The sequence below is a fragment of the Achromobacter seleniivolatilans genome (genome assembly GCF_030864005.1).
GTDB classification, from domain to species: Bacteria; Pseudomonadota; Gammaproteobacteria; order Burkholderiales; family Burkholderiaceae_B; genus Achromobacter; species Achromobacter seleniivolatilans.
The window spans coordinates 4,306,463-4,332,422 of sequence record NZ_CP132976.1 but is presented as its reverse complement, the minus strand read 5'-3'; the positions used below and the strand labels follow the sequence as shown (position 1 = coordinate 4,332,422).

General features: G+C 62.0%; 19 protein-coding genes. 10 read left to right on the top strand and 9 right to left on the bottom strand.

All coding sequences use genetic code 11. From position 1 onward, the window contains the following. Nucleotides 1-65 precede the first annotated feature (65 nt). From ubiE to rfaE2, 6 genes are all read left to right on the top strand, one after another. A complete protein-coding gene (gene ubiE / locus RAS12_RS19515; RefSeq protein WP_306938211.1) occupies nt 66-842 on the top strand; it encodes a bifunctional demethylmenaquinone methyltransferase/2-methoxy-6-polyprenyl-1,4-benzoquinol methylase UbiE in 777 nt (258 codons plus the stop codon). Between the two features lie 178 nt (nt 843-1,020). Then, nucleotides 1,021-2,034 carry a Tim44 domain-containing protein gene (locus tag RAS12_RS19510; protein ID WP_306938209.1) on the top strand — a complete coding sequence of 338 codons (1,014 nt, stop codon included), beginning with the start codon at nt 1,021-1,023 and terminating at the stop codon, nt 2,032-2,034. Between the two features lie 188 nt (nt 2,035-2,222). Then, entirely contained in the window at nt 2,223-2,867 is a 645-nt protein-coding gene (locus tag RAS12_RS19505; RefSeq protein ID WP_306938207.1) for a ubiquinone biosynthesis accessory factor UbiJ, read from the top strand. 3 nt (nt 2,868-2,870) lie between these two features. After that, nucleotides 2,871-4,424 carry a ubiquinone biosynthesis regulatory protein kinase UbiB gene (gene ubiB, locus RAS12_RS19500; protein ID WP_306938205.1) on the top strand — a complete coding sequence of 518 codons (1,554 nt, stop codon included), beginning with the start codon at nt 2,871-2,873 and terminating at the stop codon, nt 4,422-4,424. A 178-nt stretch (nt 4,425-4,602) separates the two neighbouring features. Then, nucleotides 4,603-5,481 carry a ferritin-like domain-containing protein gene (locus tag RAS12_RS19495; RefSeq protein WP_306938203.1) on the top strand — a complete coding sequence of 293 codons (879 nt, stop codon included), beginning with the start codon at nt 4,603-4,605 and terminating at the stop codon, nt 5,479-5,481. Between the two features lie 87 nt (nt 5,482-5,568). Further along, nucleotides 5,569-6,057, top strand: coding sequence for a D-glycero-beta-D-manno-heptose 1-phosphate adenylyltransferase (gene rfaE2, locus RAS12_RS19490; RefSeq protein WP_306938202.1), 489 nt, complete (start codon nt 5,569-5,571; stop codon nt 6,055-6,057). Nucleotides 6,058-6,124: 67 nt separating this feature from the next. Here rfaE2 and RAS12_RS19485 read toward each other — a convergent pair whose 3' ends face one another. The 6 genes from RAS12_RS19485 to RAS12_RS19460 all read right to left on the bottom strand — a co-directional run bounded on the left by RAS12_RS19485 (nt 6,125) and on the right by RAS12_RS19460 (nt 13,141). Next, nucleotides 6,125-7,456 (bottom strand): TolC family outer membrane protein, encoded by a 1,332-nt coding sequence (locus tag RAS12_RS19485; protein WP_306938200.1) that lies wholly within the window; start codon nt 7,454-7,456, stop codon nt 6,125-6,127. Between the two features lie 79 nt (nt 7,457-7,535). Continuing rightward, the gene (locus tag RAS12_RS19480; RefSeq protein WP_306938198.1) at nt 7,536-8,216 is read right to left on the bottom strand and encodes a protein-L-isoaspartate O-methyltransferase family protein; all 681 of its coding nucleotides are present in this window, start codon (nt 8,214-8,216) and stop codon (nt 7,536-7,538) included. A gap of 172 nt (nt 8,217-8,388) precedes the next feature. Next, on the bottom strand, nt 8,389-9,228 hold the full coding sequence (thiD, locus tag RAS12_RS19475; RefSeq protein WP_306938196.1) for a bifunctional hydroxymethylpyrimidine kinase/phosphomethylpyrimidine kinase: 840 nt from the start codon (nt 9,226-9,228) through the stop codon (nt 8,389-8,391). Further along, on the bottom strand, nt 9,225-10,028 hold the full coding sequence (locus RAS12_RS19470; RefSeq protein WP_306938195.1) for a thiazole synthase: 804 nt from the start codon (nt 10,026-10,028) through the stop codon (nt 9,225-9,227). Before RAS12_RS19470 ends, thiD begins: the two co-directional genes overlap by 4 nt. A gap of 109 nt (nt 10,029-10,137) precedes the next feature. Further along, nucleotides 10,138-11,040, bottom strand: a complete 903-nt coding sequence (locus RAS12_RS19465; RefSeq protein ID WP_306938193.1) for a cobalamin-binding protein — start codon at nt 11,038-11,040, stop codon at nt 10,138-10,140. Nucleotides 11,041-11,095: 55 nt separating this feature from the next. Further along, nucleotides 11,096-13,141, bottom strand: a complete 2,046-nt coding sequence (locus RAS12_RS19460; RefSeq protein ID WP_306938192.1) for a TonB-dependent receptor — start codon at nt 13,139-13,141, stop codon at nt 11,096-11,098. 452 nt (nt 13,142-13,593) lie between these two features. Here RAS12_RS19460 and metH point away from each other — a divergent pair, with 452 nt between their 5' ends. Next, entirely contained in the window at nt 13,594-17,367 is a 3,774-nt protein-coding gene (gene metH / locus RAS12_RS19455; protein WP_306938190.1) for a methionine synthase, read from the top strand. A gap of 63 nt (nt 17,368-17,430) precedes the next feature. Here metH and RAS12_RS19450 read toward each other — a convergent pair whose 3' ends face one another. From RAS12_RS19450 to RAS12_RS19440, 3 genes are all read right to left on the bottom strand, one after another. Then, entirely contained in the window at nt 17,431-18,678 is a 1,248-nt protein-coding gene (locus RAS12_RS19450; RefSeq protein ID WP_306938188.1) for a T6SS immunity protein Tli4 family protein, read from the bottom strand. Next, a complete protein-coding gene (locus RAS12_RS19445; protein WP_306938186.1) occupies nt 18,675-20,480 on the bottom strand; it encodes an alpha/beta fold hydrolase in 1,806 nt (601 codons plus the stop codon). Before RAS12_RS19445 ends, RAS12_RS19450 begins: the two co-directional genes overlap by 4 nt. A 92-nt stretch (nt 20,481-20,572) precedes the next feature. Beyond that, nucleotides 20,573-23,071 (bottom strand): type VI secretion system Vgr family protein, encoded by a 2,499-nt coding sequence (locus RAS12_RS19440; RefSeq protein WP_306938183.1) that lies wholly within the window; start codon nt 23,069-23,071, stop codon nt 20,573-20,575. A gap of 236 nt (nt 23,072-23,307) precedes the next feature. Between RAS12_RS19440 and RAS12_RS19435 the strand changes: the two genes are divergently transcribed. From RAS12_RS19435 to RAS12_RS19425, 3 genes are all read left to right on the top strand, one after another. Beyond that, entirely contained in the window at nt 23,308-24,036 is a 729-nt protein-coding gene (locus tag RAS12_RS19435; protein ID WP_306938182.1) for a FadR/GntR family transcriptional regulator, read from the top strand. A gap of 80 nt (nt 24,037-24,116) precedes the next feature. Next, on the top strand, nt 24,117-24,965 hold the full coding sequence (locus tag RAS12_RS19430) for a substrate-binding periplasmic protein (RefSeq protein ID WP_306938181.1): 849 nt from the start codon (nt 24,117-24,119) through the stop codon (nt 24,963-24,965). A 146-nt stretch (nt 24,966-25,111) separates the two neighbouring features. Beyond that, a complete protein-coding gene (locus RAS12_RS19425; protein ID WP_306938180.1) occupies nt 25,112-25,960 on the top strand; it encodes a transporter substrate-binding domain-containing protein in 849 nt (282 codons plus the stop codon).

The following is a 25,960-nucleotide window of genomic DNA, read 5'->3' as shown; positions in this document are numbered from 1 at the left end:
CAGGTTTAGCGGCCGCCGCCGGGTTCCCGATAGGCTACCATTGCCCGATATATCGGGAATTCACCATGCAAAACCCCTCCGAATCGCAACATTCCGCAGATTCCGCTTCGCAGTCCACTCATTTTGGTTTCCAAACGGTGCCAGAAGGCGAAAAAGCGCGCAAAGTCGCTGAAGTCTTCCATTCAGTGGCCCAGCGCTACGACGTCATGAATGATTTCATGTCGGCCGGCCTGCACCGCATCTGGAAAGCCTTCACCATTGGCCGCGCCGCCATTCGTCCGGGCATGAAAGTGCTGGATATTGCCGGCGGCACTGGCGACCTGGCCAAAGCCTTCGCCAAGCGCGCGGGTCCCACGGGCGAGGTCTGGCTGACTGACATCAATGATTCCATGCTGCGCGTTGGGCGCGATCGCCTGACCGACGCGGGCCTGTTGCTGCCCACCGCCGTGTGCGACGCCGAGCGCCTGCCGTTCCCCAACGGGTATTTCGACCGTGTCAGCGTGGCCTTCGGTCTGCGCAACATGACCCACAAGGACCGCGCCCTGGCTGAAATGACCCGGGTGCTCAAACCCGGCGGCAAGCTGCTGGTGCTGGAATTTTCCCGGGTTGCCAAGCCTTTGTCGCCCGCGTACGACTGGTATTCGTTCAATGTGCTGCCATGGCTGGGCAAAAAGATTGCCAACGACGAAGCCAGCTACCGCTATCTGGCGGAATCCATTCGCATGCATCCCGACCAGGAAACCCTGGCTGACATGCTGCGTACCGCTGGCCTGGACCGGGTGCAGTATTTCAACCTGACTGCCGGTATCGCCGCCCTGCACGAGGGTGTGCGCCTGGGCTGACGGCCCGGCTGTCCACTGGATATTTCATAAGCCCACGGGGAACTTGTGGGGCGGCGTCTTGTCCGTTATTCTTACGTCATTCAGATTATTGTAAGAAAAGTCGCGCCGAAGGTCCCGCGGTCCGTGGGACTCCCTGTTGCTCGGGGCAGCGGGGGCGCGAGTACGAGGGAGCAAACATATGACCAAATTCTGTCTTTCGCGGTTTGTCGCCGCGGCGCTTATCGCCGTTTCCGGCGCGGCGTTGGTAACGGCGTCGTTTGACGCTGAAGCCCGTCGTGCAGGTGGCGGTTCCAGCGCCGGCCGTCAATCTTCCAACGTGACCCAGCAGCGTCAGGCTACTACGCCTCCCGCCGCCGCTAACAATACCGCTGGCGCCACCGCCGCTCCGGCAGCTGCCGGCGCTGCAACGGCGGGTGCCGCAGGCGCCGCCGCCAAGAGCGGTGCTTCGCGCTGGCTCGGCCCCATCGCCGGCATTGCCGCTGGCCTGGGTATCGCTGCCTTGCTCTCCAGCATGGGCCTGTCGGGCGCATTTGCTGAAATGCTGGGTTCCGCCCTGTTGATCGGCCTGGTCATCTTTGCCGTCTTGTTCATCGTCCGCCGTCTGCGCGGCGCTTCTGCCCCCCGTACCGCCACGCAAGGCGCGTTCGGTGGCGCAAACAATGCGCCGGGCCAGCAACAGCAGCCCATGTGGCGTGAGACGCTGAATCCGGCAGCCGCCGCGCCTGCCGCAGCCGCTGCACCGGTCGCCGCAGCGCCCGTCGCTCCGCCCGCCGTGCTGCCCAAGGCTGGTGAAGACAACAACTGGTTCGTGCCGGGCGACTTTGATACGCCTAACTTCCTGAAGCAGGCCAAGGATCAGTTCGTCCGCATCCAGGCCGTGTGGGACAGCGGCAGCACCGACGGTCTGCGCGATTTCCTGACCGACGACCTGATCACTGAACTCAAGCCGCAATTGGCCGAGCGTGGCGCGGCCCCTAACAAGACCGAAGTCGTCTTGCTGAACGCCGAAATGCTGGGCATCGAGACCGTGTCCGACGGCCACCTGGCCAGCGTGCGCTTCTCCGGCATGTTGCGTGAGACCCCGGGCGCCGAGGCTTTCCGCTTCGAAGAAGTCTGGAATCTGTTCAAGCCTGCCAACGGCGGCTGGTTGCTCGCCGGCATCCAGCAGATCCCGGTGGATCTCGCCAGCTAATAAAATCGGCTGGCCGGGACAATTCCCGCCTTCTGCCGCGGACGCCGCAAGGCTTCCGTATGAACCGGCCCTAGATGGGCCGGTTTTTCCATGTGCCCGCACGTAAACGCCCTCCGATCTAACCCGTTACACTCCCGATTTACCCATCAACTTCGGCAACCCCGGCGATCGGGCTGTTGCAGACCCCCATGCTGCCTTTTTCGTTTCTGCCCACTCCCTCGCGATTCGCTGTCAGTGCGCTCAACGCTTTGTTGCGGCGCGAGGACTGGGCGCGCGAGCGTCTGGTCCGGCATGCCGGCAAGACCGTGCGTTTTGCCCTGGGGGGATTCACGCTGGGCCTGACGATCGACAGTGAAGGGCTGGCGTCTCAGGCTGACCCGGCCGTGGTGCCCGATGTGACTCTGACGGTATCCCCTGAAAAGCTGCCATTGCCTCGCCTTGGTCCTGATGCGGGCCGCGACAAGCCTGACTTTGCTGAAGCCACGCATATCTCTGGCGATGCCGCTCTGGCTCAGGTGGTGGCGGATCTATCCAAGCAGTTGCGCTGGGACCCCGAGGACGCCCTGGCGCGAGTCGTAGGCGATATCGCCGCGCTGCGCATTGTGGGCGGGGCCCGTGCGGCAGCGGACGGCGCGCGAACCGTCAGCAAACGCCTGGCCGGGAACGTGTCTGAATATCTGGCCGAAGAAAGCGGTGTGCTGGCCGGACGTCCGGCGTTGGAACAATGGCGTCTGGATCTGGCCGAGCTGAATGAGCGCGCCGACGCGCTGGCCCGTTCAGCCGCCGCCCTGCAATCTCGTCTGGCAACTGCCAGCGCAAAGCGGGGCGCCTGATCCATGTTTCCTTTGCTGCGCCTCTTACGCATCATCCTGGTTTCGCTGCGCTATGGCTTGGACGAGCTGGTGTTGTCCAGCCTGAATCATCCGCTGGCCACCTGCCTGCTGCGCGTTATCCGGCTGGGTACGCGGCCGCGCCAGCCGCGCGGTCAGCGCCTGCGGCTGGCTCTGGAATCGCTAGGCCCCATTTTTGTGAAGTTCGGGCAGGTACTGTCCACCCGGCGCGACCTGATTCCCGCTGACATCGCCAACGAGCTGGCGTTGTTGCAAGACCGCGTGCCGCCGTTCCCGTCCGCGCAGGCTGCCGCTTGCATCGAAGCGGCACTGGGCGCGCCGCCGGCCAAGCTGTTCGCGCAATTCGATGTCGACCCGGTTGCATCGGCCTCGATCGCCCAGGTTCACTTTGCGGTGCTGCACGATGGCCGGGAAGTCGCAGTGAAGGTGCTGCGTCCGGGCATGCTGAACATCATCGAAAAAGACTTGTCGCTCTTGAAGATCGTGGCCCGCATCATCGAGCGCCTGGGCGCCGATGGCCGCCGCTTGAAGCCGCGCGAAGTCGTGGCCGAGTTCGACAAGTACTTGCATGACGAACTGGATCTGGTGCGCGAAGCCTCCAATTGCAGCCAGTTGCGCCGCAACTTCGGCCCCGAGTCCGGCCGCGGCGACATGCTGATCGTGCCCGAGGTGATCTGGGAATACACGGCGTCCACCGTGTTCACCATGCAGCGCATGTACGGCATGCCGGTGGGCCAGATCGAGCGTATGCGCGAGGCCGGCATCGATATCCCGACGCTGGCGCGCACGGGGGTCGAGATTTTCTTCACGCAAGTGTTCACCGACGGCTTCTTCCACGCCGATATGCACCCGGGCAACATCTACGTGTCGGACCGCCCTGGCACGCTGGGCAGCTACATCGCCCTGGACTTCGGCATCGTCGGGTCGCTGTCCGAGTTTGATAAGAACTATCTGGCGCAGAATTTCCTGGCCTTCTTCCACCGCGACTACCGCCGCGTGGCGCAGTTGCATATTGAGTCGGGCTGGGTGCCCGCCGACACGCGCGAAGAAGAGCTGGAGGGCGCCGTACGCGCCGTTTGCGAACCGTACTTTGACCGGCCTTTGTCTGAGATTTCGCTGGGGCAGGTGCTGCTGCGCCTGTTCCAGACCTCGCGCCGGTTTAATGTTGAGATCCAGCCGCAGCTGGTGTTGTTACAAAAAACCTTGCTGAACGTTGAAGGATTGGGCCGCCAGCTTGATCCCAACCTGGATCTCTGGAAAACTGCGAAGCCCTATCTGGAACGCTGGATGCGTCAGCGTGTCGGATTCAAGGGCTTGCGTCAAAGCCTGGAAAAAGAAGCCGTGCAGTGGTCTCAAATGCTGCCCGCTTTGCCCAGGCTGGTCCATGACCACCTGAGCCGCCCGAATGTCTCGCCCGCGCTGTTGTCCGAGATGATTCACCTGCGGCGTGCTCAAGAGCAGAACAACCGGCTGGTTGCAGCGCTGGTTGGGGTGGTGGCGCTTGCGATCGGGGTCGCAATATGGGCCCTGACCCGATAGGCGGCGCGATGGTCTAGACGAACTCTGTCATGTTTCATTCATGAAACAGTCATCATAGCTACGCGGGAGACGGCGAAAAATAGCGCTGCGGTGGATAAATGCAGCGCCTACGCTGGCGTGACGCGCGCATTCATTAATTTCTATAGCCCCACTAGCGGGACGAATACAAGGGCAGACCATGCTTTATCCTGAACTATTCAAGACCATGGAAGCCGTGCGCTGGAATATGGCGCATGACATCCCCTGGGGGGATTTTGATCGCAGCAAGCTCTCGGACGAGCAAGCTCAGACGATCAAAATGAACGCCATTACCGAGTGGGCGGCACTGCCGGCCACCGAGATGTTCCTGCGCGACAATCGTGGAGACAGCGATTTTTGTGCGTTTATGTCGGTGTGGTTCTTTGAAGAACAGAAGCATTCCCTGGTGCTGATTGAATATTTGCGCCGCTTCCGTCCCGACCTGGTGCCCACCGAAGAAGAGCTGCACAACGTGCGCTTTGAATTCGATGTTGCGCCAGAACTGGAAACGCTGATGCTGCATTTCTGCGGCGAAATCCGCTTGAATCACTGGTATCGCCGTGCGGCTGAATGGCATACCGAACCGGTGATCAAGGCCATCTACAAGACAGTTGCCCAAGACGAAGCCCGCCATGCCGGCGCTTACTTGCAATACATGCGTCGCGCGCTGCATGACCGCGGCCAGGACACCAGCGAGCAGGCTCGCGTAGCGTTCTCGAAGATCGGCGTGTTGATGGCCTCGGCTGGCCGCACCCAGCAGGCGTTGCATCCGACCAACCTGCACGTGAACAAGGACTTGTTCCCCAACGACACGGTGCAGTCGCGCCTGCCCGAGCCGGGCTGGCTGGAACATTGGCTGGATACGCAGATCCGCTTTGACGGCTTGTGGGAACAGAAGGTCGCTACCCGCATCCTGCACATCCTGTCCAAGCTGATGGATCGCAGCTTTGAAACCGTGAAGGACCTGAACCGTTACCGCAAGGAAATGACGGCGCTGGTTGTACCCAAGGAAAAGAAGATCATCTTGGGTGATGCCTGATCTCAGCCGCGCTGGGGCCGGCTGATCGCCGGCCTTAGTGCCTGCACATTGCATTCAGGGCGGCAGACGCGCGGATATAATCGCCGCATGTCTGCCGCCCGTTTCGAATCCAAGGTCTTATCCCGCGACGAATGCGTCGCCGCTATTGCCAGCGGCCGCTTTCCGCGTCCGCTGGTGTTTACCAATGGCGTCTTCGATATCTTGCATCGGGGGCACGCCACCTATCTGGATCAGGCGGCCCAGCTGGGCGCCACCCTTGTCGTGGCAGTGAATACCGATGAGTCGGTACGCCGTTTGGGCAAGGGCGATGAGCGCCCGTTAAACCGCATGGAAGACCGCGCCGCGCTGTTGGCCGCGCTGGGTTTCGTGACCGTGGTCACGTCTTTCCACGAAGATACGCCCGAAGCTTTGATTGGCGAGCTCAAGCCCGACCTGATCGTCAAGGGCGGCGACTACGACATGGAAAAACTGCCCGAGACCGCGCTGGTCAAAACCTGGGGTGGCCGGGCGGTGGCGATTCCGTTTGAATTCGAGCGTTCGACGACGGCGCTGGTGAAGAAGATTCAGGGCGCCTGAGTTGGGCCGCATCAAGCGGCGCCGCAGTCCCTATGCCGTTCAGCAACGCGACCCAACGCGCAACACTTCAGCGCGGTTCGCGCAGCAAGCGGTTGATCGCTTCCAGATCCGACTCGGCCAGAATGCCGCTGGTGGCCTTCAGGCGCAGGCCTGACAGCACCGTGCTGTAGCGCGCCAGTGCCAGGTCGCGCTGGGTGGCGTAGAGCTGCTGCTGGGCGTTAAGCACGTCCAGATTGATACGCACACCTACTTCGTACCCTGTACGGTTGGCTTCCACCGCCGCGCGGCTGGATTTCTCGCCGGCCTCTAGCGCCTGGATACGGGCCAGGCCGCTCGTGACGCCGCTGTAGTACTGGCGGGCGGCCTGGATGGCCTGGCGGCGCGCCGTTTCAAAATCGTGGCGCGCTTTTTGTTCCAGTTGCACCTTTTCCGTGACTTGCGACGATACGCCGCCGCCAGAATAGAGCGGAATGGAAAGGACCACGCCGATCGTGTTGTCGATCGGTTTGCCGGGCGCCGCGTTGCGCATGACGGCGTCGCTGGCGCTGCCGCTGGTGGCCCGCAGGTTCAGGCTGGGGTAGTGGCCGCTCTTGGCGATCTGGATTTCGCGGCCGGCAATGCGGGTCAAGAGCTGCGCGCGCAATACGTCCAGGCTGGACGATTCTGCCTGGGTGCTCCAGTCATTGACGCGGGCGGGCTGGGGCGCGGGCAATTGCACGCCGTAGGGCAATTCGGCCAGGGCGCCGGGCTGCGTGCCGATGATCTTGGCCAGTTCGTCGCGGCGCACATCCAGATCGTTTTGCAGACGCAGTTCCTGCGCCAGAACCAGGTCATAGCGCGCCTGCGCTTCATAGGTGTCGGTGACGGTGGCGTTGCCCAGTTCAAAATTGCGCTTGGCGGACTCCAGTTGCCCGGCGACGGCGGCCTTCTCGGCTTCCGTGGCGGTCAGCGTGTCTTGCGCATAAAGCACGTTGAAGTAGGCATCGGCCACGCGCAGCAGCAAGTCTTGCAGGGCCTGTTGCAACTGCACTTCGACGTCAGCGACGATCAGCTTGGATTGCTCGTAATTCTGCCAGCGGCCCCAATCGAACAGAGGCTGGGTCAGTGCCAGATCCCAGACGCCACGCCCGCCGCTGTAGGCTATGCCGGCGCCACGGGTGCTGCGGGTTTCCTGGTAGGCGCCGCCGGCTTCCGCGGTTATCAGCGGCAGCAGCAGGGACCGCGCCTGCGGCTCTTTTTCCAGGCCGGCGCGGTAGTTGGCGCGGGCGGCGGCGTAGGTCGGGTCATTGCCCAGGGCCGATTGCCAGACCTGGATCAGGTTCTGCGCAACAGCGGGCGACGGGCCGACGCTTGCGGCAGAGGTAAAAACCAGTAAAGCCGTAAGCAATCGGACGCGCATGATTTTCAACGATACGCCGGGCCGCCCCGTTATGCGCTGGCCCCGTCGGGGCGCAAGCGCGGGGCGGCAAGGTGGGGGTTTAGAACTTGAACTGGGACACCGTGGTGCCACGCAGCGGTTTGATGACTGTTTCGAACAGGTTGACCGTTTCAAAGCTGGCCGCCGTGGTGCGGGTGATGCGACAGGCCGTCATGACGGGGGCTTGGCCCACGACCACGACCAAGCGGCCGCCCACGCGCAGTTGGTACTTCAGGGCGTCCGGCACGACCGGCACGGAACCCGTCACCAGAATGGCGTCATATTCGGTCGAGCCCCAGCCGTTGCGGGCGTCGCCGGTTTCAACCTTGACGTTGGTGACGTTGTTCATTTGCAGGTTTTGCTGCGCGAACGTCACCAGACGGCTGTCGATTTCCACCGACGTAACCTGTTGGGCCAGATAACCCAGCAGCGCGGCCTGATAGCCCGAGCCGGTGCCGATTTCCAGCACACAGTCAGCCTTCGTCAGTTGCAGTTCTTGCGCCAGGCGGGCTTCCACCTTGGGCGCGAGCATGGTCTGACGCGTATTGACCGCGTTGATTTCCAGAGGCAGTTCCAGATCGGAAAACGCCAGGGCGCGCAGTGCCGGCGGAACGAATTGTTCGCGGCGCACATCGAACAGCGCTTGCAGCACGTTGGCGTCCAGGACGTCCCACGGGCGGATCTGCTGTTCCACCATGTTGAAGCGGACTTGTTCTACGTCGGGCAGGGTCGAAGCGTTCATGACGGTGAGGAAAAAAACAGTGGAATCAGCCGACCATTGTACCGATTCGTAGCGTCCTGTGACGGCGTGCCCGGCCGGCAGATGTTTCAGCCTGGGATCGGGCAGGCTGAAATGACGGCGGCGCCCCATGGGGCGCCGCTTTCGGCCGCAGGCGGCTTATCCCGCCGCGCCCCTACCACCAAGCGTGGAAGTGGTGGACCGGGCCGTGGCCCGAACCCACCGACAGGCGTTCCGCGTGGCGGATAGCCTCGGTCAGGTAAGCCTTGGCCCGTTTGGCGGCTTCGGGCACGTCGTCGATTTGCGGCAGCAGCGCGGCCAGCGCTGCCGACAACGTGCAACCCGTGCCATGGGTGTTGACCGTTTCAATACGATGCCCAGGCAGTTCAATCATGCGGTCGCCGTCGTGCAGCAGGTCGATGGTTTCATTGCCGGGCAGATGGCCGCCTTTGACCAGCACCCAGCGCGCGCCCGAATGCGCCATCTTGTTGCGCAGGCGTTCGGCCACGCGGCGCATTTCCTTCACGGTTTCCACCGGCCGCTCCTCGAGCAGCACGCCAGCTTCGGGCAGGTTCGGCGTCAGCAGTGTGGCCTGGGGCAGCATGGCTTCGCGCATAGCGCCGACGGCCTCTTTCTCAAGCAGCAAATCGCCGCTTTTTGCCACCATGACCGGGTCCAGCACGACATGGGCGGGGGCCCATTTGGCCAGTTTTTCAGCCACGACCTCGATCACGGGCCGCTGGCCCAGCATGCCGACCTTGACGGCGTCGATGCGCACGTCGGTGAACAGCGTGTCGATTTGCAGGGCCACGAAGGCGGGCGGCACGGGCGAGATACCGGTGACGCCCTGGGTGTTCTGGGCAGTCAGCGCCGCGATAACGGCGCAACCATAGGCGCCCAGGGCGCTCATCGCTTTGATGTCGGCCAGGGTTCCGGCGCCGCCGGAGGGGTCGACGCCAGCGATGGTCAGCGCGTGGGGGATGGGACGGCTTTTGGCCGCTTCGCGGGAGCTCATTTGGCGGGTCCGCCGGTGATCAGGCCTTCAGTGGGCGAGCTGGGCGCGCCGCTGTACAGCTTCTTGGGCATGCGGCCGGCCAGGAAGGCCTCGCGGCCGGACTCCACGCCCTTTTTCATGGCGCTGGCCATCAGGATCGGATCGCGCGCGGCGGCGATGGCGGTGTTCATCAGGACGGCGTCGCAGCCCAGTTCCATCGCGATGGCGGCGTCGGATGCGGTACCCACGCCCGCATCCACGACGACTGGCACCCGGGCTTGGTCGATGATCAGGCGCAGATTCCAGGGGTTCAGAATGCCCATGCCCGAGCCGATCAGAGACGCCAGCGGCATGATGGCCACGGCGCCCATGTCTTCCAGCATGCGGCACTGGATGGGATCGTCGGTGCAATAGACCATGACCTTGAAGCCTTCATCGACCAGCGTCTTGGTGGCCTTGAGCGTTTCGGGCATGTTGGGGAACAGCGTGTGCGGGTCGCCCAGCACTTCCAGTTTCACCAGATCATGGCCGTCCAGCAGCTCGCGCGCCAGACGCAGGGTGCGCACGGCATCGTCGGCGCTGTAGCAGCCGGCCGTGTTGGGCAGCAGGGTGAACTTGGACATCGGAACGTAGTCCAGCAGATTCGGCTCGCCCGCGTTTTGCCCGATATTGGTGCGGCGGATAGCAACCGTCACGATCTCGGTGCCGCTGGCGTCCAGCGCCGCGCGGGTCTGTTCGAAGTCCTTGTACTTGCCGGTGCCGACGAGCAGGCGCGACGAATAAGCGCGGCCGGCGATGGTGAGAGTGTCTTGTGTGGTCATGGCGGTGTTTCAAAGGGCGGGGAACGCACGATGCGAGGGCCCGCAAAGGCTGGCTGATGTTCAGGCGAATGATAAAGCACCGGACTGGCTGCGGACCGCAATCCCGTACTCAGCGCAGCCGGTCCAGGTCGGCGCAGATGGATTCGGCAGCGTCGATCAGGCGGGGGCCGGGGCGGTACAAGGCGTCGGCATCGACCCCATAAACATGGCCCTGGCGGGCGGCGGGCAACCCAAGCACCTGCCACGCAGCCAGATTCTGGCGCGTGTCTTCTGGCCTGGCTACGCCCGCCAGCACCGCTTCGGGACGGGCGGCCAGCACGCTTTCCAGTGTGACCTGGGGCGCCACGACGGGCGCTTGCCCAAAGACATTGACCCCGCCGCACAGGCGTAGCGCGTCGCTGACGATGCTGGTGTCGTTCAGGGTGTAAATGGGGTCCAGACCGGCCTGGATGAAGACCCGTACGGGCCGGCGGCCGGCATAACGGGAGGCTAGCGCGTCCAGGCGGGCGCGCAGAGCCTGGGCTGCGGGGCGGGCCTGGGCTTGGGTGCCAAACAGCTCGCCCATGCGCTCCACGGCGCCAGGGATGGCGTCGAGCGTCAGGGGGTCGCTAAAGAAAACGGGAACCTGCAACTTGTCCATGACGCGGACCAGCGGTTCGGCCGCGGCAGGCTGCCAGGCAATCAGCAGATCGGGCCTGACCGCCGCCACGCGTTCGGCATCGGGTTGCGTGCCGTCGCCGATGACGGGCAATTGGCGGGCGGCAGGGGGATAGTCGCTGCCACGGATGGTGGCGATCAGCCGGTCGCCTGCGCCAGCGGCATAGACGAGCTCGGTGGCGTGCGGCGCCAGGGTGACGGCGCGCCGGGCGGGCGCGGCCAGCAAGACCGTGCGGCCTTTGTCGTCCTGAACCTGAATGCCTGCGCTGATCGGCGTCTCTGCCCGGGCAAGCGTTCCGCCCAGGGCCAGAATCAGCCCCGGAACGATACGTAGGAATGCGCTTGGGAAGGTCATGCCAGGGGTGCCGATATAGTCAGCGAACAACGCCGACTATATCGGAATGCCGCGATCAGTAGCGCAGCGTGAGCGACGCGTAGAAGTTGCGGCCCGGGGCGGGGTACAGGTTGTAGTTGGCGACAGGGCCCAACATTTCGAACGACGCATTGCCGCCACGGATACCGTAGGTGGCGTACTGACGGTCGAAAATGTTGTTCACGCCGATGGCGCCTTCGATGTTGCGGGTGAACTTGTACGCAACCTTGGTGTTGAACAACACGTAGGCGTCGAGTTCTTTGCCGAACTGGTTGGCCTGGTCGTTATCCATGCGCGACTTGCCCACATATTGCGCCGCCACGTTCCACAGGAACGCGTCGGTGGGGCGCCACGTCACACCGGCGTTGGCCAGCCACTTGGGGGCCAGCGGCACGGTCTTGCCGGCCAGATCCACACCTGCGTAGGTGCCCGAGCGGAATTGCGCTTCCATCCAGGTCACGTTGGCATCCAGCGTGATGCTGCTGGAAATGGCGGTGCGGCCTTCCAGTTCAATGCCTTGGCGGCGGGTCGGGTCCAGGTTGGTATTGGCGCCCGTGCCCGGGCCCCACATGCCGTCAGCCAACGGGTTGTACTGGATTTCGTTGGTCAGGTCATAGCGGAAGTACGACAGGCGGGCGCTGCTTGCGGCCGATTGCCACGTCACGCCGATTTCCTTGTCAGTGGACGTTTGCGCAGCCAGCGGCTTTTGCACCGACAGCAGTTCGTCGGCGTTGGGCAAGCGGAAGCTGCGGCCGACCTTGCCGTACACGCCGAAGCCTGAGGGCAGATCCTGGCGCACGCCCAACTGCCAGGCGGTCAGGTGGTTGCTGCGGTCAGAGGCGGTGCCCGAGCCGGAAATCACGTCCAGGTCATCAGACGCGTACTGGCGGCGCACGCCGGCCGTCACGTAGGTCGTGTCGGTTGCGCGGATCTGGCCTTCAGCAAACAGGCCGTATTGGTGCTGGCGCGATTGCCACTTGGACGGCTCGAAGTCGTAGTAGGCGTTCTGGTCGGCGGTGGTCTTGGATTCTTGCGCGTCGGCGCCAAAGACGATGCTGTGGCCGCCGTTGATTGGCAGGCGATAGCGGACGCTGGCAATGTTCTCTTCCAGCTTCTGATCGCGCAGCGTGTCGCCGAACCCGTCATACGACAGACCGTTGAGCTTCTTCTCACGCGTGGACAGGTCGGCATACAGCATGCCGGTGCCAATCGCCTGTTCAAGTTGCAGGCCGAAGGTGGTCGTCGTGGTCTTGACGAAATCGACGTCGTTCTTGGAGCCGCGCGGGTCGTTTTCGAACTGGTTCACGCCGGTCGACGGGCTGATCAAACGCGGGCCGGGCAATTCCAGCTTTTGCGTGGTGGTGCGGCCGTACAGACGGATCGAGCCGTTGTCGTGGCGCAAGGTGATGCCGCCGCCGCCGCCTTCACGGCGTTCGCCGCTGTGGTCGCGGTAGCCGTCGCTGTGCAGCGACTGCATGTAAGCGTCGACGCCCACCTTTTCGTTGTTCATGGCAACGGCGGCGTCGTATTGGCGCAGGCCGTAGCTGCCGAAGGTGGCGGTGGCCGTGGCGGACACCGGTTCCTTGGAGAATTCTTTGCGCGTGATGATGTTGATCACGCCGCCGGTCGTGCCGCCGCCGTATTGCACCGAGCCGCTGCCGCGCACGATTTCAATGCGTTCCACTTGATCCAGCGGCACCACGCCCAGGCTGGGGGCCGACAGGTCGTTGGTGTTTTGCTTTACGCCGTCGATCATGATCAGCGTGTTGCTGGCGCCGGTGATGCCGAAGCCGCGCAGGTCAACGATGGCGTTGTCGCTGGAGCTGCTGGTGTTGACCAGATGGATGCCGGCCTGGGTCGACAGCAGGTCCTGCATGGTGCGGGCGCTGCTGGCGGCGATGTCTTCGGCCGTGATGACCGAAATGGACACGGGCAGCGTACGGCCGTCCGTCGGCACGCGCTGCGCGGTGACGGTGATGGAGTCGAGTTCGGGGGTGGTGGAAGCGGCTTGCTGGGCGGCAGCGATGGCCGGAGCGGAACAGAGCAGCGCGCCGGCGTAGCGGCGGATGGAGCGGGCTTTCATCTATGTAAACCTCGATGCGACCCGCGACCCCGCAGGTCTTTCACGATGGGGAGGACGCCCATGCGTCGCGGCGGGCTATGAAGCCTGGCGGCGTTGAATGGACATCCTGACGATCGAACAGGCCGGTATCGGGCTGCCATGGGCGGTATGCGCTCATGGGGACCGTTGCGGGGGCAGCACAGGCTGGACGCCGGGACTTCGCGCCGCCTTGTGGGCGCTGCGGCAGCCCTGGCGGGCGTCTTCCTGTTTCCCGTTTATCTTTCGCGCGCGGCTGGCAAGTGTTGCGTTCTTGCAAGCCTGTTGCGCCGAAAGCACCGGTTCGGGGCCGAAACTGTATCACTACAGGGCGTAACAGAGCCCGTTTTGTTACGATCGGGTCTTGTTTTTCCAGTGGTTTTTGCTTTTTAGCCACAACTTCAATACCGAAGCCAACCCATTGCTGGATCTGCCCCGTGTCGTATCCCCGTCTGCCTTACCCGCCCGAAGCCTATACCCAGGGCAGCGAATTCGCCCGTCTATTGGGCAAGCGCATCCTGATCCTGGACGGCGCGATGGGCACCATGATCCAGCGCTACAAATTGGGCGAGGCCGACTTCCGCGGCCAGCGTTTTGCCGATCACGGCAAGGACGTCAAAGGCAATAACGAACTGCTGTCGCTGGTGCGGCCCGACGTGATCTCCGAGATCCATCGGCAGTACCTGGAAGCCGGCGCTGACGTTATTGAGACCAACACCTTCGGCGCCACCACCATTGCGCAGGGCGACTACGACCTGCCGGAACTGGCCTACGAATTGAACCTGGTGTCCGCGCAGCTGGCGCGCGAGGCCTGTGACCTGTTCAGCACCCCGGACAAGCCGCGTTTTGTGGCCGGAGCCCTGGGCCCGCAACCCAAGACGGCATCGATCTCGCCTGACGTGAACGACCCGGGCGCCCGCAACGTGACGTTCAACGAACTGCGTGTTGCCTATATAGAGCAGCTCAATGGTTTGCTGGACGGCGGCATCGACATCGTCCTGATCGAAACCATTTTTGACACCCTGAACGCCAAAGCCGCGATCTTCGCCACCGAAGAAGTCTTCGAAGCGCGGGGCGTCCGCCTGCCCGTGATGATCTCGGGCACCGTCACCGACGCATCCGGCCGCATTCTGTCAGGCCAGACCGTCGAAGCCTTCTGGAATTCAATACGCCACGCGCGCCCCATCACCGTGGGTCTGAACTGCGCGCTGGGCGCCGCATTGATGCGCCCGTATGTGGCCGAGCTGTCCAAAATCAGCGACACCTACGTTTGCGTGTATCCCAACGCCGGCCTGCCCAACCCCATGGCCGAAACGGGCTTTGACGAAACGCCCGCCGATACGTCCGCGCTGCTGGAGGAATTCGCCCGCGCCGGACTGGTGAACATGTCGGGCGGCTGTTGCGGCACCACGCCCGACCACATCCGCGCGATTGCCGACAAGGTCACCGCGCTGACGCCGCGCGCCGTGCCGGACATTCCGGTGAAGACGCGCCTGTCCGGCCTGGAACCGCTCAACATCGACGAAGACACGCTGTACGTCAACGTGGGCGAACGCACCAACGTGACGGGCAGCAAGATGTTTGCCCGCCTGATCCGCGAAGAAAAATACGACGAGGCGCTGGCCGTTGCCCGCCAGCAGGTCGAGAACGGCGCGCAGATCATCGACATCAACATGGACGAGGCCATGCTGGATTCGGTGGCGTGCATGCACCGCTTCCTGAACCTGATTGCGTCCGAACCCGACATCGCTCGCGTGCCCGTCATGATCGACAGTTCCAAGTGGGACGTGATCGAGACCGGCCTGAAGTGCGTGCAGGGCAAGCCGGTTGTGAACTCGATTTCCATGAAGGAAGGGCTTGAGCCCTTCCGCCGCCAGGCGCGCCTGTGCCGCCGCTACGGCGCCGCCGTGGTGGTCATGGCATTCGACGAACTGGGTCAGGCCGACACGCTTGAGCGCCGCAAGGAAATCTGCGGCCGCGCCTACAAGATTCTGGTCGAAGAAGAAGGCTTCCCGCCGGAAGACATCATTTTCGATCCCAACGTCTTTGCCGTGGCAACCGGTATCGACGAGCATAACCACTACGCGGTGGACTTCATTGAAGGCACCCGCTGGATACGCGACAACCTGCCGCATGCCCGCATTTCGGGCGGCGTGTCCAACGTCAGCTTCTCGTTCCGCGGCAATGAGGCCATGCGCGAAGCCATCCACACCGTCTTCCTGTACTACGCGGTCAAGGAAGGCATGACGATGGGCATCGTCAACGCCGGCCAGTTGGGCGTGTACGCCGATCTCGATCCCAAGTTGCGCGATCTGGTGGAAGACGTGGTGCTGGACCGGCCCGAACCCGTCGGCAAGACCGAAGCCGATGACGAACGCACGCCGACCGAACGTCTGGTGCAGTTCGCCGACACGGTAAAAGGCTCGGGCGCCAAACGCGAAGAAGATCTGACCTGGCGTAACGCCGAAGTCGAAAAGCGCCTGTCGCACGCGCTGGTGCATGGCATCACCGCCTTTATCGTCGAAGACACCGAAGAAGTGCGCCAGAAGATCTTCGACCGCGGCGGCCGCCCGATCGAAGTCATTGAAGGCCCGCTGATGGACGGCATGAACGTCGTCGGCGACCTGTTCGGCGAAGGCAAGATGTTCCTGCCGCAGGTGGTTAAATCCGCGCGCGTCATGAAGCAGGCCGTGGCCCACCTGATTCCCTTCATTGAAGAAGAAAAGCGTCAGATCGCAGCTGCCGGCGGCGATGTGCGCGCCAAGGGCAAGATCGTCATCGCCACCGTCAAGGGTGATGTGCACGACATCGGCAAGAACATTGTGTCGGTCGTCTTGCAGTGCAATAACTTCGAAGTCGTGAACATGGGCGTGATGGTGCCCTGCGCGCAGATCCTGGAAAAGGCCAAGGAAGAACAGGCCGACATCGTCGGCTTGTCCGGGCTTATCACGCCCAGCCTGGAAGAAATGGCGTACGTGGCATCCGAGATGCAGCGCGACGAATACTTCCGCAGCCGCAAGGTGCCGCTGATGATCGGCGGCGCCACCACCAGCCGCGTGCACACCGCCGTGAAGATCGCGCCGCATTACGACGGCCCGGTTATCTATGTGCCGGACGCCAGCCGTTCGGTGGGCGTGGCTACCAACCTGATGTCGGATCAATCGGAAACCTGGCTGGCGGATCTGGCCCAGGAGTACGAAGAAGTGCGCCGCCGTCACGCCAATCGCAAGGCCACGCCGATCCTGCCGCTGGCAGATGCGCGCGCCTCGCGTCCCGTGATCGACTGGGACAACTACACCCCGCCGCGCCCCAAGTTTATCGGCCGCCGCACGTTCAAGAGCTATGACCTGGCCGAAATCGTGAAGTACGTGGACTGGGGTCCGTTCTTCCAGACCTGGAGCCTGTTCGGCCCGTTCCCCGCCATCCTGGACGACAAGGTCGTGGGCGAGCAGGCCCGCAAGGTCTACGCCGACGGTCTGGCCATGATGAAGCGCATCGTCGAAGGCCGCTGGCTGACCGCCAACGGCGTGGTCGGCTTCTATCCGGCCAACAGCGTCAACGACGAAGACATCGAAATCTACAAGGACGAGACGCGCAGCGAAGTGCTGTTTACGTATCGCAACCTGCGCCAGCAAGGCGCCAAACGCGAGGGCGTCAGCAACAAGTCCTTGTCCGACTTCATCGCGCCCAAGTCCTCCGGCAAGATCGACTACATCGGCATGTTCGCCGTTACGGCCGGCCTGGGTATCGAGAAGAAAGAAGCCGAGTTCGAAAAGGCGCTGGACGACTATTCCAGCATCATGCTGAAGTCCCTGGCCGACCGCCTGGCCGAAGGTTTCGCTGAATGCCTGCACGCCCGCGTGCGCCAGGACTTGTGGGGTTATGCGCCCGATGAAGCGCTTTCCAACGAAGACATGATCGCCGAGAAATACGTCGGCATCCGCCCCGCGCCGGGTTATCCGGCTTGCCCGGAACACGTGGTCAAGACCGATATGTTCCGCGTGCTGGACGGTGCTGACATCGGCATGATGCTGACCGACAGCTACGCCATGTTCCCGGCGTCCAGCGTCTCTGGCTTCTACTTCAGCCACCCGGATTCTCAATACTTCAACGTGGGCGTGATCGGGGAAGATCAGGTGGAAGATTATGCCAAGCGCAGCGGCCGCACGATTGAAGACCTGAAGCGTACGCTGTCGCCGAATCTGGGCTGATGCGCATTGCGCCCGGCATGCCGGGCGCAATGCGCCGTCAATGCGGACGCGCTGTCAGCAGCTTTAGTCGTCCACAGGTTTCCAAAGCATTCCGTGTTCATCGGTGCTTAGAAAATCATCCATGAGTTTCTGGTTTGCCTCGGCCTGCGCGCTTGACACCGGGGACGGTGGACTTTCAACGGGTCGAGGAGGTGTCAACGCACCGCTACGGATTCGGGTGCTGGCGACCATGGCATCCCAAACTTCAAAGAACTCTTCTTCTGTCGGGCCGTTGGGCATATCTTCAATTTTAGGGAAACCGCCGGCGGGGGAGGGCATGTCGTTCGTTTCTATGCCGAATACCGACAAATCCACCACGATTTGTGGCGCGGGCGAATCTGCTCCTCTGCCGGGAAATTCCCATGTCCCTCCGATCTGCGTTTGGTAGGGGGCGTCCGATGCCCCTTCCAGGCTTCCCACCACGACCTCTTCTCCAACCAATTCACCAACCGTGCGATTGGCGATTCGGAACATGTGCTCTTTGAATACTTGGTCAGATGATCGGGATGCCAGGTAGGCCGCCCTGAACGCAGCCGAAGCGCTGGCTCTCTTTGTGATAGATCGCGCGGGTCCCCAGACCTTCGTGTGACGTATCACGGCGGTCATGTTCCGAGGAAGATTGAATTTCCAGGTGACGGATTCATCCCTTTCCATGTTGTACGGTTCAGCGATGAAAATGCCATCCAGGCAGAGACCGGCTTGCGTCGGAAACTGTTCCGGCGACCGCGCCGAAATAGCCGGCAGCAACTGCGAAATCAGATCTTTCCCGTCAACGTCTGATCGGATCTTCACCAATGCGCCATCCAGCCAGACATATCCTTCAGCGTTGTGAAATATACGGTTGGCCCAGACCCCGTAGAGGTCGGGAACATGCAACGATTTATATTGGTACGCGAAGATGAATCCAAGTTCGTTGGAACCGATTTTTTCGGAAGGACGGATGTATTGCTTTCCGTAGTTGTCGTGCGTTAACCCCTGAAGCGCTTGCCAGCGAGCTTCCAGTATTTCCTCATAGCGCTGACGACTGACGCCGGTGGTTACGCTCACATCCAGTCCGCGGACAATGGCGCCACTGGCATTGGCAGGTGTGGTCGTGCCATCAGGAAGGTCAATCTGTAGTCGACCAATACAGTGCGTGCGCATGTTCTCTGTCAGCGTTGTCATCGCATGAACCCTTTGTGGATGGGCCAGTCGCCATTGATCAATGCCAACGGCTGTAGCGGCGATCAGGCAGGCGGTTAGCAGAATGTGTATGAGGTATTTGCGGTTCATGCCCGAGGGAGTTCGATTGCCGTTGCGCCAATACGAAGAATTGAATACAAAGTGACCGCTTGTACTTTGGCGTCTTTGTACGAGTCTTGATGCCCAAAGCCCGTCATGCGGGCGACAAACTTTGCTTTGTGACCCGACGCCGCGGCTGAATGCGCAGGTACCGTCTCGTCTCCCGCTTCGTCCTGACCCTGGAGGTCTGCCATGTACCTATCGCCGCGAGTGTCATGCGTGATTCCCCAGCCGTGTTGTTCCAGCCACTGCGCTTCGCTTTGGTCGTTGATCATTGTTACTCTGCCGGCCATGTTGTCCGTGACCAGCCGCAAGTTCATCGCTTGCTCGGCTGTCGGCACTGGAAGACGGGTGCTGGGAAGACCATGCGTCTGCGAGGGAACGTTTCCCACAGTCAGCTTCCAAGTGATGCGGTGAAATGCCTTGTACTGTTCGTCTGCGCCATAGTGCGAATAGGTGTTCGGATGGTAGTAATCAGCCAGAAGATTATGAAACGCTTCCGCGGCGCGAATCTGTTCTGAGTAGTTTTTCCATGCAGCATGAACGGAGTGGGTTCGGTCGGTTTTCGAGTCGCTGTCTTCGGGCGGGTCCAGCCATCCAGGCAACATCAGACGCCACCACGCCGTGGAGTTCAGATATATATCCGAATAGGGGTTTGCGATGCCTTCGAAGTTGATGGAGGGGGCACTGAAAATTTCTTTTCCCTCACATATCACTTTTAACCATCCTTGGCCGTATTGCTTGTTGGGCAGCAGTTCCAATGGTCCTGCCGCATTCCCGAAAACAGGCATTAGTTCATGCCCTCTTTCCGCCAATGCATTGGCCCCTAGCATGGAGACGACGGTGTCTTTAGGATTCCAGCTTGCTTTCCAGTCCCACCCGGCGCGTACCCGGCGATATGCGGTAGCGGCGCCTAGGGCAGGTTGCACGCCGTGTACCACTCCTTGAATAAGATCAGGATTCCGTTTTGCGCACATGCGGGCCACCAGCCCACCCATGGAATGAGTCACTAATATGGCGCCGTGCCTGCACTTCACGGGCAAGGTCGCCTCGCATCGGGCCATGATTGCGCGTATGCAGTTGGCAAGGTGATCGGCCGCTTGATCGTTTGATTCAAGCCAGTTATAGCCAACCGCGTACACAGGATATTGAAACTTACTTGCCTTGCTCAGTGCTGCTTGATTTAGCGGGGCGTAGCCTGTTAGCTGCCCCCACTCGGAAGGGTCGTGGGGCATGCTGCGAAGAATGCCTGGATATGGCTTGCATTCAGGGGTGGCAATGAATCGCAACTGTGCTTCTAAGAAATCAAGTATCGGCCCATAGGAGCTGACCATGACTGATGCCCAGCCGCGGCGTATGGCTTCGTCAGGCCAAAGCGTTTTCACATGACTCTTTAACAAGGCCCGTAACTCGCGGCCCTCTGCGCTATTTTCGGGTTCCATAATCCCGCGGGTGCTTGCCTCTGATAGCGCTCTTGTCGTAGCAGGGTTCAACAGGCGTTTTCTTTCTGCGGGGCTGAGGTTGGTGTAGCTGCCGCGGAGATTCGCCATCCATAAGGGCTTGTCCGGATACCACGCCCATTTCGTTTTCTGTTTGATGAGCTCGCTTGCGGATGACAGGGATAACAAAGGACTTCCCATAATTCCCGGAACGAAAATTACGGGAATCGCTCTGTCCGGAGGCACCTCGATGTGACACCGGCGCGTATTGGATTCGGAGCTCATTAACACATGCGCAGTTTCCGTGCCTTCCGGCGAGAGTGTTGTTGCGATTTGATGTGTCGGCTGTGCCATTCATAGATCTCCCGTCGCATTGGAACGGCGAATGCGCAAGTTGCTTCCGAACAGATGCCCTCGATCTGCCCCTTGGAAAGAAAGCGTTCTTATCATTCAGCGGGCCCCAATAAAACAAAATCATACGGTTCCATGGTGAGACCTCTTTGCAGATCAGCCCAGCCATCGGCGTCCGTAATGCCTTCCATTTGCGCCCCATCTTTGCGAATAATGGCGTATCGGTAATTCGGTACGGGGGTGCCGTTTCGGACAATTCGTACTCGTTCATCAAACGTAGACTGGGGCCAACTGTTCGCCTCAATCGACGCATATCCTGGCCCCACAAACTCATGCTTGGCCGCCTTCACCGTCAGCGTCCCCGGCATGCCCAACTCGATATTCCCATCGGCCATCTTGATGTAGGCGCCGCCGCACAACAGCGTGATGTGCTTCTCCGCAGCAATCAGCACGTGCTGTTTGCTGGATGTGATCTCCGCGCTTTGGTCCGCCTGAATGCGGATATGGTTGTGCTGCGCCTGTAGCAGTAATTCGCCTTGGTGCGCAATGTGGCGCAGGTTGCCGCCCTGGCTGAACAGGCCCATGTCTCCGCCGGCATTGATCACCACTTTTTCACCGGCCGTCATTTGCAGATGCTGTTGCGCGATGGCGTCGATGTGCTTGCCGGCGCTTAGCGCAATGGTTGCGGGCGTTGCCGCTGCGATGCCGGCGGGCGCGCTGATGGCGATGGCGGCTTGGCCGCCGCGACCCGCGCCGTCTGCTTGGTCGTTGGCGCCGTGGCCCAAGTCGCGGACAGCTTCGGTAAGCGATTGCTGTGGCTTGGCGTCGTGGGTTACCCCTTCATGCTCGCCCGCGTAGCCGCCCAGGTTTCGCGCCAATTCCAGTGCGGCTTCCAACACGCTGACCACTTCCGAGCGCTCCAGATGGCCCGCGCGCGCTTTCATCTGGGCCTCGGTGGTCAGCAGCAAACCCTTGGCTGCGCGTAGCGCCCCGTGCTCATCGGTGCGTAGCTCGAAGCCTTCGCCGCGTGGCGCGCCGCCTGCTGGCCGGGGGTGCGTCAGATATCCCAGGTGTAATTCAGTGGCGCCGTGTTCGCTCATCAACGCCGCGCTGATTTCAGCGGACGTGTCGTCCAGCCGCAATTCGTTGGCGCGGTTGCCTTTGTGTTCCTTGCTCTTTACGGTATTCAGAATGTTGTGCCGAGGCAGTTCGTAAGGCGGCAGGTTGGTGGCGCGATAGGTGCGTCCGGTGATGATGGGCTGGTCGCAATCGCCATCAAGGAAGTCCACGATGACTTCCTGACCGATGCGGGGAATGGCCATGTGGCCCCAGATTGCGCCCGCCCAGTTCTGTGACACGCGGATCCAGCATGAGCTGTGTTCGTCCTGATTGCCCAGGCGGTCCCACGGGAATTGCACTTTGACTCGGCCGAAGTCGTCGCAGTAAATCTCTTCGTTTGGCGGACCGGTGATGGTGGCGATCTGCGGCCCGTCGATGCGGGGTTTAGGGGCGGGTTCCGGTTTCCAATCGACTTTGTCGGGCACGATGTCGGCGCTGTAGCGGTACTGCGTGCCTTGCTGGGCGCCCGCGCTATCTTCCTCCTGGCTCGTGTGCTGTACGCCGTGATGCCGCATGCGTACGGGACGCCAGCCGTGATTCCAGTCCTCGCGGGGATGATCCGTCAGGTCGAACGCCACGCCTGGGATCAAACGCGCATCGTTGCCTTCCACCTGGGCGACCCGCGCATCACGGCGCCGGCCCAGCAGGCGGTTGAGCGTGAAGGGCTTGCCGACTTCGTCGCGTTTGTAGCGGCCTGGGTAGTCGTAGCGTTCGTAGCGGGTGTCCTGATGGTTCAGGTTCGCCGCCACGGGCGTATGTTCCTGCCCGTATTGCGGGTGCGTGTAGGTGTAGTCGCGCTGGGTTTGGACAGCGGTGCGCACGCGCTCGGCGTAGGTAAACCGGCGCAATGCCGGCTCGGCCGGATCACCGCCCGGCGCGGGTTGGTAGACGACCGGGCCGCCCGCGATCTCGCCGTGGACGTAGATGCGATCTCCGTGAATCAAACGGTGACTGTTGCGGGTATGGGCGTAGCGATAGAAATAGCCTTCTTCGGCGGCAAGTCTGTACAGGAACTGCAAGTCTGTGTCCCCCGCCTGCACGCAGTATTCCCGTGGCAGGTGTTCGTGGGTCGTGACCTGCTCGTAGTTAGTGATGCCGTGACGCTTGATCACGTCGGCCAGGATCTCGGGCACGGACAGTTGCTGATAGATGCGCCAGTCGGAGCACAATGCCATCCGCGCTAGGGATGGTTCAACAATCGCGCGGTATCGGGTGCGGCGAAAGCCGGTATCGCCTTGTTCGAACTCGGTCACGATGCCGTGAACGTGGCGCACGGGGTCTGTACCGCGCCATAGCGTCAACAAGGCGGGCTGATCCAGCATGCTGCCGAAGTCCAGCGATGGATCGAAGCTGGATAGTTCCACGCACAGCCGGAAAGGCTCGGACAAGGCTTCGTCCAGCGTGAACTCAATGACGTCGAACGCTGCACCGCAAACGGGTTCAAACGTGAAGCGCAGCTCGGATGAATAGGGCATGCCAATGCTCCCCTTGCGGAATGCAAGAAGCCAAGCCGGTCATCTTGGGAATTTGCCCGCGCACCGTCCATAGGATGATTCAGAAATTTGGGGGCATAAGTTCGCTAATGACGCCGCGTTGACGGCAGCTCCTCTGGCGTGCGGCGACTCTACGGTTTACCACCTTGATAGTGGTAAACCATGATGCTCAAAAGTGGTGAACCATTTACTATTTGGTCCAACCACTTTTGATCGCCATGACATTGCAACTGATCCCCAAACCCGAAGAGCCGGCCAGCAAGCCGGCTGCGGACCGCGCCTATGTCCGGCTTGCTGCTCAAATTCAGGCCCTGGTCGCACAGGGCGAATTCGAAGCCGGCAAGCGCTTGCCCGCCGAACGCGCGCTGGCGGAACGCTTTGATGTCAGCCGCACGTCGCTGCGCGAAGCCATCATTGCGCTGGAGCTGCAAGGGGTGGTGGAAGTGCGAGGCGGTTCGGGAATTTACGTCTGTGAACCCAAGCCCGGCATTGCCCGGCTGCCCGCCGCTCAAGAGGCCGGCGCCGGACCGTTCGAATTGCTGCGCGCCCGCTGCCTGATTGAATCCGAAATTGCGGCGCTGGCCGCGACCACTCGCAATGACGCTGATCTGGATCGCATCTTTGAAGCGCTGACGGCCATGCGCGAACAGATGATGAACAAGGCGGCCAATGAAGAGGCCGACCGCCGTTTCCATCTGCACATTGCGCAGTCCACGGGCAACAGCGTGCTGCTGGCAACCGTGACGTCCATGTGGGATCAGGCCCAAGGGCCGATCTGGGAAAAGATTGAACAGCATTTTCATACTCAGGACTTGCGGCAGGCATCGCAGGAAGACCATCAGCGCATATTCAGCGCGCTGGTTGCCGGCGATGCGCAGGCCGCAAGACAGGCGATGCGCGGCCATCTTGAGCGCGTGATCGGCGAATTCGCGCAGGGGTGGCGCTAACCGTACCGCAGGCAGCCCCCGGCAGAGCGTGGAAGATACCGCGCCCCGGACCCGGGCTTTTCAAGTTCAGGAGACAAAGGATGCAGCAACAGAACAAGGGGAGCAGCGCGTTTGCCCGCTGGGCGGCGGCTGCAATGCTGGCGGCGGCGATGCCGGCGTTGGCGCAGGACGTTGCGCTGCCCGCGCAAAGCGCGCGTATTGACGCGATCCGCAAGGCTGGCGAGTTGCGAGTGGGCGTGCTGCAAAACGCGCCCTGGCTGATTCAGGACATCTCCGGCAAAAGCGGCGAAGCATGGAGCGGCCCCGCCTGGTTGCTGGCCAAGGAGTATGCGCGGCAGCTGGGCGTCAAAGTCACCGCAGTGCCGGTATCGCATGAGACCAAGGTGCCGGTGCTGGCGGCCAATCAGGTAGACATGACCGTCAGCCCGCTGGCAGAAACAGCCGAACGGCTGAAAGTCGTGGACTTCGTGCTGTATTCCGCAACCAGCGTCTGCATGTTTGGCCGGGCGGGAAACGACAAGCTGGCCAAGATCACCTCGGTCGATCAACTGAACCAGCCTGACATCACCATCGCCTATTTCACGGGCGGGGCCGAAGAGGCTTGGGTGAAAGAGCGCTTTCCCAAAGCCCGTCTGCGTGCCGTGGCGAACTCCGGCGCGACCGCGCCCATCGAGGAAATCATGGCCAAGCGCGCCGACGCCGCACCGATCAATCGCGTGCCCTGGGTAGGGCTGAACCACAAGGTGCGCGGCTTGGTGGTGTTTCCGGCCGAGGCGAACTGCCAGCAGAGCACCGAGAAGGCATCGCCCGTTGGACTGGCGATCGACAAGAATCAACCCGGCTATCTGGCCTGGCTGCGGCAGGTGGCGGAGGCGATGAAGCCCACGCTGATGGCAGACGAAATGCGCATCATCGAACAGAGCAAGTAGGCCGTCCGGCCGCTTTCCATCCGAATTACTCAAGTACGCGCGTGGCGCGTGCGGATCTGGCGATACCGCCGGCGCTTAAACACGCCGGTACCGGACGCGCCGCCCCAGGGCAATGGCCGGCCGGGATCACAACAAGGAAGCATGTCATGCAACAACGTTCACCCTCGCGCCTGACCACCGTGCGCTTCTTTCTGTCCGCCGTCATGTTGGCGGGCGCAGCAACCGCGCACGCGCAGACGCCGCCCGCGCCGGGCGAAAGCCCCCGCATCGATGCGATCCGCAAAGCCGGCGTGCTGCGAGTCGGCGTGGTCAACAACCCGCCTTGGCTGGTGCAGAACACCAGCGGTTCCGGGGAGCCGTGGATGGGGTCGTCGTGGTTGCTGGGCAAGGAGTTCGCGCGTCTGCTGGATGTGAAGATCGTGCCCGTGCAGGTCAGCCATGAAACCAAGGTGCCTGCGCTGATTGCCAACCAGATGGACATCATGATCGGTCCGCTGAACCAGAACGCCGAGCGCGCCAAGATCATCGACTTCGTCACCTTCTCCAACACCAGCGTCTGCATGTTCGGGCTGGCGTCCAACCCCAAGTTCACCAACGCCACCAAGGTTGAAGACTTCAACCAGCCGGGCATCACGATGGCCTACTTCTCCGGTGCGGGTGAAGAGCCGCTGGTACTGCAGAACTTTCCCAACGCCAAGCTGCGCGGGGTGACGAATTCCGGCTCGGTCGCGCCGATTGAAGAAGTGCTGGCTGGCCGGTCCGACGTGGCGCCGCTGAACCGCATGCTGTGGCCCAACATCAGCAAGAAGGTCAAAGGGCTGGCGGTGTTCCCCAAAGAAAACGACTGCCAGGACAGCAAGATCTTTGCGATCGACGCGGGCATGGGCGTCGCCAAGGACCAAGCGGTCTATCTGGACTGGCTGCGCAAGGTGGAAGCGCGCATGCATCCACAGCTGGCCGCCGAAGAAGTGCGCATGACCCAAACGCTGAAGTGA

Coding starts and splice junctions, on each gene's coding strand:
- ubiE (WP_306938211.1), top strand. CDS start 66: ATGCAAAACCCCTCCGAATCGCAACATTCCGCAGATTCCGCTTCGCAG.
- RAS12_RS19510 (WP_306938209.1), top strand. CDS start 1,021: ATGACCAAATTCTGTCTTTCGCGGTTTGTCGCCGCGGCGCTTATCGCC.
- RAS12_RS19505 (WP_306938207.1), top strand. CDS start 2,223: ATGCTGCCTTTTTCGTTTCTGCCCACTCCCTCGCGATTCGCTGTCAGT.
- ubiB (WP_306938205.1), top strand. CDS start 2,871: ATGTTTCCTTTGCTGCGCCTCTTACGCATCATCCTGGTTTCGCTGCGC.
- RAS12_RS19495 (WP_306938203.1), top strand. CDS start 4,603: ATGCTTTATCCTGAACTATTCAAGACCATGGAAGCCGTGCGCTGGAAT.
- rfaE2 (WP_306938202.1), top strand. CDS start 5,569: ATGTCTGCCGCCCGTTTCGAATCCAAGGTCTTATCCCGCGACGAATGC.
- RAS12_RS19485 (WP_306938200.1), bottom strand. CDS start 7,456: ATGCGCGTCCGATTGCTTACGGCTTTACTGGTTTTTACCTCTGCCGCA.
- RAS12_RS19480 (WP_306938198.1), bottom strand. CDS start 8,216: ATGAACGCTTCGACCCTGCCCGACGTAGAACAAGTCCGCTTCAACATG.
- thiD (WP_306938196.1), bottom strand. CDS start 9,228: ATGAGCTCCCGCGAAGCGGCCAAAAGCCGTCCCATCCCCCACGCGCTG.
- RAS12_RS19470 (WP_306938195.1), bottom strand. CDS start 10,028: ATGACCACACAAGACACTCTCACCATCGCCGGCCGCGCTTATTCGTCG.
- RAS12_RS19465 (WP_306938193.1), bottom strand. CDS start 11,040: ATGACCTTCCCAAGCGCATTCCTACGTATCGTTCCGGGGCTGATTCTG.
- RAS12_RS19460 (WP_306938192.1), bottom strand. CDS start 13,141: ATGAAAGCCCGCTCCATCCGCCGCTACGCCGGCGCGCTGCTCTGTTCC.
- RAS12_RS19450 (WP_306938188.1), bottom strand. CDS start 18,678: ATGAACCGCAAATACCTCATACACATTCTGCTAACCGCCTGCCTGATC.
- RAS12_RS19445 (WP_306938186.1), bottom strand. CDS start 20,480: ATGGCACAGCCGACACATCAAATCGCAACAACACTCTCGCCGGAAGGC.
- RAS12_RS19440 (WP_306938183.1), bottom strand. CDS start 23,071: ATGCCCTATTCATCCGAGCTGCGCTTCACGTTTGAACCCGTTTGCGGT.
- RAS12_RS19435 (WP_306938182.1), top strand. CDS start 23,308: ATGACATTGCAACTGATCCCCAAACCCGAAGAGCCGGCCAGCAAGCCG.
- RAS12_RS19430 (WP_306938181.1), top strand. CDS start 24,117: ATGCAGCAACAGAACAAGGGGAGCAGCGCGTTTGCCCGCTGGGCGGCG.
- RAS12_RS19425 (WP_306938180.1), top strand. CDS start 25,112: ATGCAACAACGTTCACCCTCGCGCCTGACCACCGTGCGCTTCTTTCTG.